Here is a 14300-nt window from a genome sequence, read left to right on the forward strand (position 1 = left end):
ATCACCCAAGGGAGGCCGCTCGGAGTACTATTCAGGCAACACGACTCACGCCCGCACTCAGGTATCGAGGCTTAACATGAAATGGATTTTCAACCCTGCCATCCGGCTGGGCAATCAGCTCTACTTCAAATACAAATTCCTGATCTGGTCCTGCCTGATGCTGCTGCCACTGGCCTACAGCATGGCCAATCTGCTGGGGCGGCTGCAGGATGACAACGTCCAGGCCAACCGCGAGCTGGCGGGAGTGGTCAATCTCGCCCCCGTGCCCGCTATCGAGCAGGCCCTGATCACCCATCGCAATCTGGTGACCCGCCACGCCTATGAAGTGGATCCGGTCGGTGATGATCAGGTAAAGGCTGCCGCACAAGCAGTTGCTCAGAGCCTGCAAGCCTTTGCCGACACCCGCCAGAACAACCCCTCCTTTGAGGTGATCCAGCAGGGCTGGGCCGCCCTGCAGAGTGAAGCGGGCAAGCTGGAAGTGGAGCAGAGCAACCTGCGCCACGACAAGCTGCTGACCGAGGTGCGCCACCTCTACAAGCACATCACAGCCAGCAGCAGCCTGATCCAGGATCCGGCGCTCGGTACCTACTACATGGTGATCCTCGCCAGCGAGCGGTTGCCGCAACTGCGCGACCTGCTGGCCCAGGTGCGGGATCGCGCCGCCACCATCGCCGACTTCGGCCTGTTTCAGGCTGAGGGCTACAGCGGCCTGCGTTTTCGTCTTGACCTGATCAGCGCCACCCTGCAGGAGCTGGAGGCCGATCTGACCCTGCTCTACCAGATCGAACCGGCCTACCGCGCCGAGCAGGGTCAGCAGACCGATGCTCTGATACAGCTGGTGCGTCAGGGGGTCGAGACCATGGAAAACAAGATGATGAAGGATCAGCTGGTGCAACTCTCCACCAAGGAGGTGCAGGCGCAGGGGGATAAAATGGACGAGGCCATCACCGCACTGGCAGGCCAGGTACGCCAGCGGCTGGAGGCCGACCTGCATCAGCGGCTGACCGCCAACCAGCGCCACTTCTGGTGGGTCACAGCGCCGCTGACCGCCAGCTTGCTGCTCTACCTCTACCTGATGATCGGTGCCTATCTCTCCCTGCGTGACACCGTAGGGCGGGTGCGTGATATCGCCGCCCGGGTCAACGCCCAGGATCTCAGCCAGCATATCGAGATCGTCGGTCAGGACGAGTTGGCCGCCATCAGCCGGGATTACAACGTGACCCTGGAGACCCTGCGCACCCTGATGCGGCGAGTGCGGGAAAATGGCGTCACCGTGGTGGAGAGCGCTACCGAGATCGAAGCGCGCACCTGCCGCTCGCAGGAGGTCATTGCCGATCAGCAAGGGGAGACCCATCAGGTCGCTACCGCCATCAAGGAGCTGGCCGCCACCTCACAAGACATGGCGGGCAACGCCCTACAAGCCGCCCGCATGACCCAGGAGGCGCAGAACGTGGTCGGTCAGGGCGAGGATGTGGTGGAACGAACCATCAAGGCCATCGACCATATCAACCGCGAGGTGCTGCGCACCGCCGACACCATAGGCCAGCTGGAACAGCAGTGCAGCCAGATTGGCGGCGTCATCAGCGTGATCCGCGGCATCGCCGAACAGACCAACCTGCTCGCCCTCAACGCCGCCATCGAAGCGGCCCGGGCCGGTGAGCAGGGTCGCGGCTTTGCGGTGGTGGCCGACGAGGTGCGGTCTCTTGCCAACCGCACCCAGGGGGCTACCGTCGAGATCCAGCAGATGATTGAACAGCTGCAATCCGGTGCCCGCGCCTCGGTCACCGCCATGTCGGCGGCCAGCCATGAAGCGCAGGAGGGGGTCGGGCTGGCGCAGGAGGCAAAGCAGGCTTTTGGCGCCATCACCGAGAAGGTGGATCGGATGGTCGATACCAACGCCATCATCGCCAGCGCCATCGAGCAACAGGGCGCCGTGGTCAACGAGATCGAACGCAACGTGGTGCGCATCTCGGATGGCAGCGACGAGGCGCTGCAAGTGGCCAACGCCGCCCGCGATGCCGCCCGCCAGATCCACCAGCTCACCGAACAGCTGCGCGCCATGGTACAGAGCTTCGTGCTGTAACAGAGCGCTGACAAGCCGGGCTCAACGTGAGCCCGGCATTATCCCGGTCTCGCCCCTGCCAACAACATCTCGGTTGCTCGGATAATCCAGAAAATCTCTGCGACCCACTTGCCGGGCAGATGCCAACAACGTAGTCTCGAACGAAAACAAAATGCGGCATTCCCGACACGCACGGTCTACGACGTCGAGGCAAGCAAGCCGCCTGCGAGCCACAGATTAAAACCAGCGTCACGTCATCTATCACCCGCTTCAAGCGAGGATTTACCCATGGCCAGATACCAGTTTTTTACCATTCCGGCGTCCAATCGGCAGCAATACACCTTTATCGACATGGCATCTCCGACTTTTCTGAGTGAAAAGGCGGCACTGCTGACCCAAGGATTCGAGGTGGAGGAGGACTTTATTGACGCGACCAGTCCACGGGAGGCCGTCGAGAAGTACCAATCCAATTTTCTCTATGTAGCGGACGAGATTGGCAAGTCCGATAGCAGCTACGCCGCGGCCATCGCCATGCTGGAGATTGGCAAGGGGTTATTGGGCAATAAAACCCGCTGAGATAAGGTACAGCGGTGAAGAGTGGTGGCCATCGTGGTAATGCGCCCGATGGCCATATGGCAAGAGATCAATTCGGTAAGTCAGAAGCGCCCCAGCTGCTGGAGCATCTCGATCAGCTCCTCTTCGCTGCTCGGCTCATAGGCCAGCTGAAGGCTCGGCGCGGCGCCCCCCATCAGCATGTAGACGTTGGTGCTGCAGTGGTCGTAGTGATACCACTTACCGTCGATACAGACGTCGGTATAGCATCTCGGGTCCCTTTTCAGTTCCATATGCACATCCTTTTGTTACATCCCATCAACATCACTCCTGACCGTAAAATAACCACCGAGGTTCACGCTTGATGCAGATCAAGGGAAGCGGCTGAAAGGGACAGATATCAGCCAGATCTGTGGCCTGCGGATGCCCCGAGCCACCATAGGTTATCCGAATGAAGACGGGCCGAGTGCCCTGTCATATCGCCGGATGGCCCCCGGTAACAAAAACGGCGCCCGCAGGCGCCGTTTTTTCATTCCCGTCATGTTATTTCCACCGACGGGGTAAACAAGCAAGAGGTTTATTCGTCTTCCAGATAGGCGTAGCCTTGCAGGCCCAGCTCCAGCTCGTCGAGCAGGGCTTTGCGAGTGGCATCGTCCAGAGCCGGGTGGGCAGCGATCCGCTGGTAGTTTTCGCGGATCACGGACGGGTCGATGTTGACGTAACGCAGCAGCTGGTCGACGGTGTCGCCACGCACCACGTTGCGAATGTCCATCTTGCCCTCTTCGTCCAGCCACACTTCCGCGCAGTGGGTGTCACCGAACAGGTTGTGCAGATCGCCGAGGATCTCCTGATAGGCACCGACCAGGAAGAAGCCGACGTGGCACTCTTCGTTCTCGCCGTAGACCGGCATTGGTAGGGTGCTCTCGACCCCCAGACCGTCGACATAGTGCTCGACCTGACCGTCGGAGTCACAGGTGATATCCATCAGGATACCGCGACGGCTAAGCGGACGATCGAGACCAGCCAGCGGCATCACCGGGAATACCTGACCGATACCCCAGGCATCCGGCAGAGACTGGAACAGGGAGAAGTTGGCAAAGCACTTGTCCGCCAGCTTTTCACTCAGTTCGTCAGCTAGCGCACGGTGGTTGCGGTTGACCGGGTTGAGCATCTCTTTGAGCGCCAGACAGGTGTTCTGGTGCAGCATCTCGGCCCAGGCACGCTGTTCAAGGTTCAAGAGGCCCATGGTGTACTGGGTATTCACGTCACCCAGATCTGCCACCGAGTCATGGAAGATCTCCAGCAGGGAGGGATCTTCGCTGCGCAGATCCAGCCAGCCTTTCCACATGTTCTGCAGAATGGTCGGCGCATCTTCGTCCGGCGCGCTGATGTCGTTCATCTCCACCCCTTCGGCACCGATGATATTGGTGACCAGCACGGCGTGGTGGGCGGTCAGGGCACGGCCAGACTCGCTGATGATGGTCGGGTGCGGCAGATCGAACTCGCGGCAGACATCGCCGATGCCCCATACCACGTTGTTGGCGTACTCGGAGAGGCTGTAGTTGGCGGAGCAGTGGCTCTGGGAACGGGTTCCCTCGTAGTCCACCCCCAGGCCGCCACCGACGTCCACGACTTCGATGTTGGCACCGAGGCGACGCAGTTCAGCGTAGAAACGGCCGCACTCGCGGATGCCGCCCTGAATGTCGCGGATATTGGCGATCTGGGAGCCCAGATGGAAGTGCAGCAGTTGCAGACAATCCAGCTTGCCCAGCCCGCGCAGACGTTCGATCAGCGCCAGGATCTGGGAGGCGGAGAGACCAAATTTGGACATGGAGCCACCGCTCGATTCCCACATGCCGGAGCCGGTGGAAGCGAGCTTGGCACGCACCCCGATGTTGGGCTTGATGTTGAGACGAGCTGACTCGTCCAGCACCATTTCCAGTTCGGAGGGCTTCTCCACCACGATGTAGACCTTGTGGCCCATCAGGTTGCCCAAGAGGGCGTGGCGGATATATTCGCGGTCTTTGTAACCGTTGCAGACGATCACCGAGCCTTGCTCATGGTGATGGGACAGCACGGCCAGCAGTTCCGGTTTGGAACCAGCTTCCAGGCCAAGCCGGGGCTTGTCGCTGTAGGACTGGCTGATGGTCTCGATGACACGACGCTGCTGGTTTACCTTGATCGGGTAAACGCAGAGGTAGTCCCCTTCATAGCCAGACTTTTCGATGGCCTGACCAAAGGCGTTGAACAGCGCATCGACCCGACTCTTGAGGATGTCAGGGAAGCGCAGCAACACGGGGGTGGTCAGCCCGGACTGACGCAACTGTTCGATGGCGTCAGAGAGCACGATATGCGCGTCAGGGCGTGATTTGTCGGGGGCGACGGTCACATGACCGGCGTCATTGATATTGAAAAAACCCGCACCCCAGTAGGGAACGTTGTAGACCTTCAAGGAGTCCTTGCTGGACCAGTTAGTCATGGGCTATGCCTCGCAAATGAGCGACCCAAAGTCGCCTTCGTTACCCTCAATCACATCCAGACCATCTAGTGCAGAGTACGGCGAGCGCTGCCATCACGAGACGCAGCCACCCAAACCAACCTTTTGCACATCGCGGCAAGCCAGAGGCTGCCTGGTGGATCTTGGGGAAGTAACGAGTCTTGATGTGGGGCTGGTGGCTTTACATCAAGCTCAACGGTATGCGGTGCCACTATGCCGTAGCGCCGCGGTACTTTGATGACAGACGACATCAGCCACGCCGTCAGTTCATCATTCGGCAGCGATCCCGACAGAAGGAGAGGGTTCCAAGGAAGAGAAGCGAAGGCGCCAGCACGCATGCGTGTTGATAGACGACAACAACCACAGCCCACCTCACCGTCAGTGACCGCCCATGACAAGGGAAGATGATGAGCCGGTGGCCCACTCGGTCAAATGAAGGATGAGAGTCTGTTGTTCTCCCTGATACCGGAGCCTAACCGGTATTAAAGAAACCATTCCCCAGCAGTGTCTGTCGTTTCTGCGTGCCTCGCCCTATAGGCGTATGATCGGTCGGGTTTCTGGCGGCTCTGCCTGCTTCAGGGTTGCCCTTGGATCGGCGCGGAGTGTACACACTTACCGCAGGCAGTGACAATAAAAAATAGTGTTCAAAATCCCCTTTTAATAAGTCGATCAAATCTTGCTGGCGGGCAGGCAGGCTCTGGGATGGCGCAGGTTATGCGACAGCCCGATTCCCACTTGAAAAGTGTGCGAAAACGCCATGGTTGGGCTGACGCCTTGCTGTGCGGTGGCTGAGGGGAATTTGGTCGCCACCGCCAGCGCCTAAATATCGTAATAAATGCCACATTTATGCGCCTCCCCTCGCCGAAGTTGCCCCGCGCGCCGCACATTCGCCGCTCTTCCCTTGCGTCAAAAAATGGGAAAAACCTGCGCTGACGCAATGAGTGCCCCACACGGATTGGCCACAATGACCGCTCACAATCGGTTAGAGGCTGACTAATGGATACCCTGCTTGAGCGTTTTCTGCGTTACGTAACTTTTCATACCCGCTCCGATGAGACCAATCCAGCCTGCCCCAGCAGCGAAGGCCAGCTGATCTTTGCCCGCGCCCTGCAAGAAGAGATGAAGGCGCTGGGGCTAACCCGGGTCACCCTGGATGAACACGGCTACCTCACCGGCTGCCTGCCGGGCAACCAGCCGGACGCCCCCGCTATCGGCCTGATTGCCCACATGGACACCGCCGACTACGAGGCGGAGCACGTAGTACCGCAAATCATCGAAAACTATCAGGGCGGCGACATCTGCCTTGGCAAGGGTGACGAGGTGCTCGCCATCCGTGACTACCGCTTCCTGAAAAACTATCTGGGTCAGGACCTCATCACCACCGACGGCACCACCTTGCTTGGCGCCGACGACAAGGCGGGTATCGCCGAGATCCTCACTGCCATCGACCACCTGCAGGCCCACCCCGAGATCCCGCGCGGCGATATCTGGGTCGGCTTTACCCCGGATGAAGAGATTGGCCGTGGCGCCAACCTGTTCCCGCTGGAGAGATTCCCGGCCAAGTGGGCCTATACCGTGGATGGCGGCGAACTGGGCGAGCTGGAGTATGAAAATTTCAACGCCGCCAGCGCCACGGTGCGTTTTATCGGCAATAACGTCCACCCCGGCACCGCCAAGGGCAGCATGATCAACAGCCAGACCCTGGCCGCCCGCTTCCACGCCGCCATGCCGGCCGAACAGACCCCGGAGTGCACCGACGGGTATGAGGGCTTCTTCCATCTGGCCCAGATGAGCGGCACAGTGGAGGAGAGCACCCTCCACTACATCATCCGTGACTTCGACGACGAGCACTTCGCCGCGCGCAAGGCCGAGATGCAGAGCCGGGTCGCCGCCCTGCAGGCCGAGTATCCGAAGGCCCGCATCGAGCTGACCCTGACCGACAGCTATCGCAACATGCGCAGCCAAATAGAGCCGCACATGCATATCGTCGAGCTGGCTCGTGCCGCCATGGAGGCCGCCGACGTGGTGCCCAAGATCAAACCCATTCGCGGTGGTACCGATGGCGCCCGCCTCTCCTTTATGGGTCTGCCCTGCCCCAACCTCTTCACCGGTGGCCACAACTTCCACGGCAAGCACGAGTTCATCCCGCTGCAATCCATGGAGAAATCGGTCGTCACCCTGGTGGAGCTGGTGCGCCTCACCGCTGCCTGGCGCGGTTAATCGGGTCGCTATCATTACCAGGGCAAAAGGGGGGAGCCGGTTAACCGGCGCCCCCCTTGCTATCTGGCCATCACCCATCAAGAAAGGGAAACCGGGGAGGGTCGCTCAGGAGCTACTGGCTGCCGCTGCCATCAAACTGTCATCCCGCTGACATGTCGCGGGAACAGTGCCACATCATGCTGGGAGCAACGGATCGCCGGAGCCCTCCAGATGTTCACTATCGATACCCTGCTGACCCAGCACTTCCCCCGCCTGCTTGGCTACCCTCTGCTTACCCCGTTGTTCAAGCGGCTGCTGGGCTGGCTGCTCAACGAACGTGCCTTTGCCGACTTTGCCGCCCGCTACCCGCACCTGCGCGGCCTCGACTTTGTCGAGCAGGCGCTGACCCAGCTCGATTTCGACTATCGGGTCAGCGAGGCGCAACTGGAGCATATTCCCGCCAGCGGCCGGGTCATTCTTGTTGCCAACCACCCCATCGGCTCGCTGGACGGACTGGCGCTGCTACAACTGCTCGGTCGCATTCGCCCCGATGTGAAGATCGTCGCCAACCAGCTGCTGGCCCAGCTCGCGCCGCTGCGCCCTCTGCTATTGCCGGTAGACAATATGGAGGGCAAGACCGATCGACAGGCCATCCTCGCCATGAACGAACACCTCGCCCATGAAGGGGCACTGGTGATCTTCCCCGCAGGTGAAGTCTCGCGGCTTGGCCTCAAGGGGGTGAAAGATGGCCCCTGGCAGGCAGGCTTTATCAAACTGGCCCAGCGCACCCGCACCCCGCTGGTGCCCATCCATCTGGAAGGGCGCAACAGCCTCTGGTTCTATCTCGCCTCCTGGCTCAACAAGCCCGCCTCCGCCCTGTTGCTGGTACGCCAGCTGTTTCGCCAGCAGGGGCAAACCCTGCCGGTGACCATAGGGGCACGCATTCCGCTCGGCAGTTTTCAGGAGCTGCCCGCCAAGACGGCGGCGCGGCTGGTGCGCAACCACCTCTACCGGATTGGCCGTGGCAAGGCAGGGCGCCTGCAGACCGAGGCCCCCATCGCCCTGCCGGAGGATCGCCGCCAACTCAAACAGGCCATCGAAAGCTGCGAGCAGCTCGGCACCACCCCGGATGGTCAGGGGATCTACCTCTACCGCCGCCATGAACTGAGTCACTCGGTGATCCTGCGCGAGCTGGGGCGACTGCGGGAGATCGCCTTTCGCGCAGTGGGGGAAGGATCCGGCAAGCGGCGGGATCTCGATGGCTTTGACAACGACTATCACCACCTGATCCTCTGGGATCCGGCCCGACTCGATATTATCGGCGCCTACCGGTTCGCCCCGGTGGCCGAGCTGCTGGCCAGCAAGGGGAAGGATGGCCTCTACAGCCACACCCTGTTCGGCTTTGAGGATAAGCTGCTGCCGAGGCTGGAGCTTGCCATCGAGCTTGGCCGCAGCTTTATCCAGCCCGCCTACTGGGGCAAGCGGGGGCTCGATTATCTCTGGTTCGGCATCGGTGCCTATCTGGCCCGCTATCCCCGCTACCGCTACCTGTTTGGCCCGGTGTCGCTCTCCGGCAGCCTGCCGCCGGCGGCCAAGGATCTGCTGGTGAGCTTCTACCGCCAGCACTTTGCCCCCGAGCTGGCGCTGGCCCCCTCCCGCCGTCCCTACCCCGAGACGCAGCCTCTGTTCGAAGGGGTGGATTACGGCGCCGATCTCAAAGCACTCAAGGCCCGTCTCGACAATCTGGGCTGCGCCATCCCCACCCTCTACAAGCAGTATTCCGAGCTGTGCGAGCCGGGCGGGGTGCAGTTTATGGATTTTGGCATCGACCCCGACTTCAACCACTGCATCGACGGGCTGGTGTGGGTCGATGTGAGCCGCATCAAGCCCCACAAGCGGGCCCGCTATATCGGCAGCCATCTGGCCGAGCCGCGCTTATAACCCTGCTGGAGCCAGACAAACAGCCAAAGGCAAAAAAGGAGAGAGAGGCCATCGCCTCCCTCTCCTTTCGCTCTCATGCTCAGCACCTTTTCGAGGCGCTCGGCTCATCTGGCGTTACTCGGCCGCCTTGCGATCCGAGTGGCCGAGATCCCGCTCAGGGGCGATGACGTCACGCACCCGCTGCTTGATCTCCTTGGCCTCGGGGAAGCCGTCATCGACCACCCGATCCCACACCTGCACCCCGCTCACCAGAATGCGGAACTCCCCCTTGCTGGCCGGCACCAGCGCCACCTCCCCCAGATCGCTGTCGAAGGTGGAGAGCAGCTCCTGCGCCAGCCAGGCGGCGCGCAGCATCCAGCGACAGAGGGTGCAGTAACGGATTTCGATGCGGGGTTTGCTGATCAGGGTTTCAGACTCGGTCATGAGTGACTCCATAAAAAAGCGACAATGGCGGGAAGTGGCGTACTGCCGCCCAATGGCCGCTCCCGGTTTGGTCAAATCAGTGCTGATCAACCCCATGAAAATCGGCCAGCCAATGGCGGGCAATGGTACGCATCGCCGATTCTGGCAGCTCGAACAGGCCGGGAGCAAGAGGGCCTGCCGCCAGCATCCGGATCCCTTCCATGATCTCCGCCAGCACCAGATAGACATATTCGCCAATCACGGCGCCATGGACGAAGTTGACCGCCTCACCTCGGTTGAGCAGGTAGATCTGGGTACCATCCGGCCGGTTGAGGGCCAGCACATGGGGGCACACCTCTTCGCTCGGCCACGGTAACTGGGCCAGCGAGAAGGCAAACTCGTCGTCGGCCGAGGTGACCGAGGCGACCATGGTGCCGGGGCGCAGCGCCTGCAGATCCGCCAAATCCAGCGAGCCGTTGCCGGTAGAGCAGATCACCAGCTCGGCACGGCTCAGCGCCTCGACCTTGGTGATCAGACGAAAACCGTGAGAGAGCGCTTCGACCTGTCGCAGCACATCGGTCTCCACCAGCCCGAGATGGAGGTTGCGACAGCGCAGGTCGCGGGCGATGCTGCGCCCCACCTTGCCATAGCCAAACAGCACGGCTTCGCAGACGTTGAAGGTACGGTTGAGGTTGCGCGCCAACGACTCCGCGGAGTAGACCACGCTCAAACCAATCTGGATATCCTCGGCCTGCTTGAGGGGACTGCGTGCCACCGACACCACCGGAGTCGCCAGCACCTCCTGCTCATAGCGTTGATGGCCGTTCTCGGTCATCTCCACCACCCCGAGGAAACGGGGGCCGAAGTATTCACTCAAGATCACCTGGGTTTTGGCAAAGTAACCGCCAATATCGAGGATCAGCAATCGCTCGTGAGGGGCCACCAGCGGCGCAATCTGCTGGATGATGCTGTCGGGATCATTGGTCCAGCGCCGGTTGAGGGGCAGCACCGGATAATGCCGGGATACCCACTCCAGGGTCGGGCCGTGTACCGATTTCGGTTTGGGTAAAATGGCACCAATCCGCCCAATCCGGGAAAGCGCTTCGATAAAACGGGGGCGATCGGGAAGCAGGTGAGTGACCAGCAGAATGCAGAGACCGTCGATGCGTCCCTGTCCGGTGAAATGGCGAAAAAACAGATGCTCAGATCCTTGACTGCGCAACTGTGGCCTCCTTATGTGCCGCAAAGCAGGCAAACAGAACCCGGCGCGGCCGGGTTCTGTGTGTGTCCAAATAAAATGAAAAACCTTTTTATCTGAAACACATAGGTGGCTCAATCATTATCTGCCAAGAGTATGAGCGGGTATGCAAAAATGACTGTAATTGCCTGTTTTTCATGCAAAAATCAGTACAAAGAAGCAGCAGGCCACACCCACCACAGGCTGAGCCCGGTTCCCGCGGCAGCAAGCAAGATCAGCCCACCCCAACGCACTGGCCACGGTTTGTCACGCAACGCCCACTCCAGCAGCGGCAGCAACCAGACCGGCAGCAACACCACCAGCGGCACCTCCACATATTGCCAGGCCAGCATCTGGACGAAGGCGAGGGCCAGCGCCAGACCGGCTGGGGCTACCTTGGTGCCAACAAAGGTGGCAAGCAGGGCACGAAAACCGGCGAAAGCGGCCAGCGCACCGGCCAGCTGGGCAATCAGCAGACTGCCATCGATGCCGATCACCAGCGCCAACCAGATAAAGCCGAGGGCAAACCCGAGCCCCTCGCGGCTGTCACCGCGCAAGGTGCTCCAGCCAAACCAGAGGATGGCGGGCAGTAGCGCCAGCCAGATCCCGGGTTCGCTCGCCAATACCGATGCCAATCCCTGCCACCACACCAGCGCGCTGAACACGGCAAAGAGCAGCAGCGAGCCGCGCAGATCGTTCACCTGAGCCGCAATGACGGGGACCAGCAGGGTTAGCGGCAGCCACTGCCACGCCTTTTCCGGTATGCCATAGAGGCCACCGAGCCAGGATCCCAACAGCCAGAGCGCCAGCGCGCCCCACAGATACCCCAGTCGCGGCCAGCGCCACGATAGCAAAGCGGCTCCCAGAGGAGCCGCCAGGGTTTGCAGCAGAAGTTCCGCGCCCATTACTTGCGCACGCCTTCGACAAACAGGTTGATGTTCATCTCGTCCGGGATGCCGGGCAGCATGTAGCTCACGCCAAAGTCACTGCGCTTGATGGTGGTGGAGGCGTTGAAGCCGCTGCGGTAGCCGCCCCAGGGATCCTTGCCCTCACCGATCTTGACCAGATCGAAGGCCACTTCCTTGGAGACGCCGTGCAGAGTCAGGGTCCCTTTCAGCACGCCTTTATCCTTGGTGCCCTCGTAAGCGGAGCTGACGAAGGTCATCTTGGGATATTGTTTCACGTCGAGGAAGTCCGGGCTGCGCAGGTGCTTGTCGCGGGCCTCGTGATTGGAGTCGACGCTGGCGGCATCCACTTCAAAGCTTGCCTTGGCGGCCGCCGGGTTGGCGTCATCCATGCTGAAGGTGCCGCTGAAGGTGTTGAAGCGACCCACCAGCTCGGAGAAGCCCAGGTGACCCACCTTGAACTGCACCGTGGTGTGCGCCGCATCCACATCGTAATCCGCCGCCATCAGAGGGGTAGCCATAAACAGGCAGGAGGCCAGCAGAGCCTTGGTCATTTTCATCCGTTCGTTCCTTCATCTTGGGGTTCACATCAGTGGTTAAAATGCTAACCTCGTTCTGAAGATGAATAATCAGTGATTTATTAAATTCATTATTTACTGAGGATGGAAAATGGACCAGATCGCCGCCATGCGCACCTTTATCAAGGTGGTGGAGTGCCAGAGCTTTACCAAGGCCGCCAACCAGCTCGGCATCTCGGTCGCCATGGCCTCCAAACTGATGCAGCAGCTGGAGGAGTCCCTCGCCACCCGGCTGCTGTCGCGCACCACCCGTCAGGTCAATCCCACCGAGGCGGGCCAGTTCTACTACCAGCGATCCCTCGCCCTGCTGGCGGAGCTGGAAGAGACCCACAGCCAGCTGACCCACCACAACCAGCAGCCGAACGGCACTCTCAAGCTCTCGGTGCCGATGGATTTTGGCTATCTGCACCTCTCCCCCGCCCTGCCGCTGTTTCGCCAGCGCTTTCCCGATCTCAAACTCGATATCGAGTACAGCGACCGGCGGGTAGCGCTGGTGGAAGAGGGGTTCGATCTGGCGCTGCGGATCGGCCACCTCAGCGACTCCTCGCTGGTGGCGCGCCAACTGGCCACCATTCGGGTCGAGCTTTGCGCCAGCCCCGCCTATCTGGCACGCAAGGGCAGACCGGAAAAACCCGAGGATCTCAAGCAGCACGACTGTCTGATCTACACCCTGACCCAGCCGGAGTGGCACTTCAAACGGGGAAGCGAGGCGCAGAGTATCCGGCCACAGGGGCCGCTGCGGGCCAACAACGGGGTGGCGCTGACCCGCGCCGCTTGTGATGATCAGGGCATCATATTGCAGCCCACCTTTATCGTGGGGGAGGCCCTGCGGTCAGGGCAGCTGGTCAGCCTGCTGCCAGAGTGGGACAAGGGAGATGTGGGACTTTATGCGGTCTATCCGCACCGCCGCTTCGTCTCGGCCAAGGTGCGCTGCTTTATCGAGTTCGTGCAGGAGCGCTATCTCGCCCCGCAACAGTGGGATGCGCCGACCTGATTGCAGAGCGGAGGGTACGGCCTGCTAGTCCGGCTTGAAACCTAACGCTGGCCGGATGCGGTGGTGGATGCGGCAACAGGGGTGAGCTTGGCTAGCAGACGCTCCTGCTCGAGGCTTAACTGCCAGCGCGGCAAACGGGTGCGGACAACGGACAACTGCGGCTCACTGAGGGCATAGGGGAGCGCCACTTCAATCTCGGGGCAGTCAAACATGGTGGCCAGCTGCAGGATCAAAATGAGGTTTGCCTCGTCTGTCTTGTGCTTGTTGACCCGTTTGCGGATCTCGTGGCGCAGCTGGGTTTCGGGGTCCAGGGTCATCGCCTGCCAGCCGAAACCGAATAACGGCACCAGCGCGCTGACAATCCCCAGCGCCGTCATCGGCTGCTTGGGAGGATGATAGAGTGCGTTGAGATCCAGCCGAACAGGATTCTGACGAACCTCATCCTCACCAAATAAAATCGTTTTCGTCATTGGATTACCCGTTATATTCCACTAGACTGCGCCGCATATTTTACCCCGATATGCCAACGAGGTGCTGATGCTAAGCGATATCGAGATCTCCCGCCAGTCCCCCCGTCTCTCCATTCACGCGCTGGCCGAACGCCTCGCCATCCCCCAGCACCTGCTCAGCCCCCATGGTCACTACAAAGGCAAACTCAGCCTCGACCTGCTCACGTCTCAGCCCACACAGCGCGGCAAGCTGGTACTGGTGAGCGCCATCACCCCTACCCCGCTCGGTGAAGGGAAAACGGTGACCACCCTTGGCCTCTCCATGGGGCTCAACCATATCGGCCAGTCCAGCATCGCCACTATCCGCCAGCCAAGCCTCGGGCCGGTATTCGGGGTCAAGGGAGGGGCCGCTGGTGGCGGCCACGCCCAGGTGGTGCCGATGGAGGAGATGAACCTCCACCTTACCGGCGATTTTCACGCCCTG

The 14300-nt window shown here is 60.9% G+C and carries 13 protein-coding genes; 6 read left to right on the plus strand and 7 right to left on the minus strand.

The features are described from left to right. The first annotated feature begins 76 nt into the window (after positions 1–76). Both AB5Y92_RS18055 and AB5Y92_RS18060 read left to right on the plus strand, forming a co-directional pair. Complete coding sequence (locus tag AB5Y92_RS18055) at positions 77–2083, plus strand: methyl-accepting chemotaxis protein (protein WP_368227308.1); 2007 nt, start codon at positions 77–79, stop codon at positions 2081–2083. Positions 2084–2350: 267 nt separating this feature from the next. Beyond that, entirely contained in the window at positions 2351–2638 is a 288-nt protein-coding gene (locus AB5Y92_RS18060) for a hypothetical protein (protein ID WP_201988210.1), read from the plus strand. Positions 2639–2718: 80 nt separating this feature from the next. Here the strand turns inward: AB5Y92_RS18060 and AB5Y92_RS18065 are convergent, their stop codons facing one another. Both AB5Y92_RS18065 and speA read right to left on the minus strand, forming a co-directional pair. Next, positions 2719–2907 (minus strand): hypothetical protein, encoded by a 189-nt coding sequence (locus tag AB5Y92_RS18065; RefSeq protein WP_005334402.1) that lies wholly within the window; start codon positions 2905–2907, stop codon positions 2719–2721. A gap of 284 nt (positions 2908–3191) precedes the next feature. Then, the gene (speA, locus tag AB5Y92_RS18070) at positions 3192–5093 is read right to left on the minus strand and encodes a biosynthetic arginine decarboxylase (protein WP_005344160.1); all 1902 of its coding nucleotides are present in this window, start codon (positions 5091–5093) and stop codon (positions 3192–3194) included. Positions 5094–6107: 1014 nt separating this feature from the next. On the opposite strand from speA, the gene pepT reads away from it, so the two are divergent. After that, the gene (pepT, locus tag AB5Y92_RS18075) at positions 6108–7331 is read left to right on the plus strand and encodes a peptidase T (protein ID WP_368227309.1); all 1224 of its coding nucleotides are present in this window, start codon (positions 6108–6110) and stop codon (positions 7329–7331) included. 210 nt (positions 7332–7541) lie between these two features. After that, positions 7542–9251 carry a lysophospholipid acyltransferase family protein gene (locus tag AB5Y92_RS18080; protein ID WP_368227310.1) on the plus strand — a complete coding sequence of 570 codons (1710 nt, stop codon included), beginning with the start codon at positions 7542–7544 and terminating at the stop codon, positions 9249–9251. Positions 9252–9365: 114 nt separating this feature from the next. Here AB5Y92_RS18080 and AB5Y92_RS18085 read toward each other — a convergent pair whose 3' ends face one another. The 4 genes from AB5Y92_RS18085 to AB5Y92_RS18100 form a co-directional block, all read right to left on the minus strand. Next, entirely contained in the window at positions 9366–9674 is a 309-nt protein-coding gene (locus AB5Y92_RS18085) for a SelT/SelW/SelH family protein (RefSeq protein WP_043821170.1), read from the minus strand. A 76-nt stretch (positions 9675–9750) separates the two neighbouring features. After that, positions 9751–10875, minus strand: a complete 1125-nt coding sequence (locus tag AB5Y92_RS18090) for an adenosylhomocysteinase (protein WP_368227311.1) — start codon at positions 10873–10875, stop codon at positions 9751–9753. A 182-nt stretch (positions 10876–11057) separates the two neighbouring features. Then, positions 11058–11795: a hypothetical protein gene (locus tag AB5Y92_RS18095; protein WP_368227312.1), complete on the minus strand. Its 738-nt coding sequence runs from the start codon at positions 11793–11795 to the stop codon at positions 11058–11060. Beyond that, positions 11795–12355, minus strand: coding sequence for a YceI family protein (locus AB5Y92_RS18100; protein WP_005334411.1), 561 nt, complete (start codon positions 12353–12355; stop codon positions 11795–11797). The genes AB5Y92_RS18095 and AB5Y92_RS18100 overlap by 1 nt, the downstream gene beginning before the upstream one ends. A 109-nt stretch (positions 12356–12464) precedes the next feature. On the opposite strand from AB5Y92_RS18100, the gene AB5Y92_RS18105 reads away from it, so the two are divergent. Continuing rightward, complete coding sequence (locus AB5Y92_RS18105; RefSeq protein WP_164537226.1) at positions 12465–13367, plus strand: LysR family transcriptional regulator; 903 nt, start codon at positions 12465–12467, stop codon at positions 13365–13367. 41 nt (positions 13368–13408) lie between these two features. On the opposite strand, the gene AB5Y92_RS18110 is transcribed toward AB5Y92_RS18105, so the two are convergent. Next, on the minus strand, positions 13409–13837 hold the full coding sequence (locus tag AB5Y92_RS18110; RefSeq protein WP_368227313.1) for a hypothetical protein: 429 nt from the start codon (positions 13835–13837) through the stop codon (positions 13409–13411). Positions 13838–13904: 67 nt separating this feature from the next. Between AB5Y92_RS18110 and AB5Y92_RS18115 the strand changes: the two genes are divergently transcribed. Further along, on the plus strand, positions 13905–14300 hold a 396-nt coding region (locus tag AB5Y92_RS18115; protein ID WP_368227314.1), incomplete at its 3' end, for a formate--tetrahydrofolate ligase.

Origin of the sequence: Aeromonas sp. R1-1, from assembly GCF_040908495.1 — a bacterium.
Taxonomy (GTDB): Bacteria; Pseudomonadota; Gammaproteobacteria; order Enterobacterales; family Aeromonadaceae; genus Aeromonas; species Aeromonas veronii.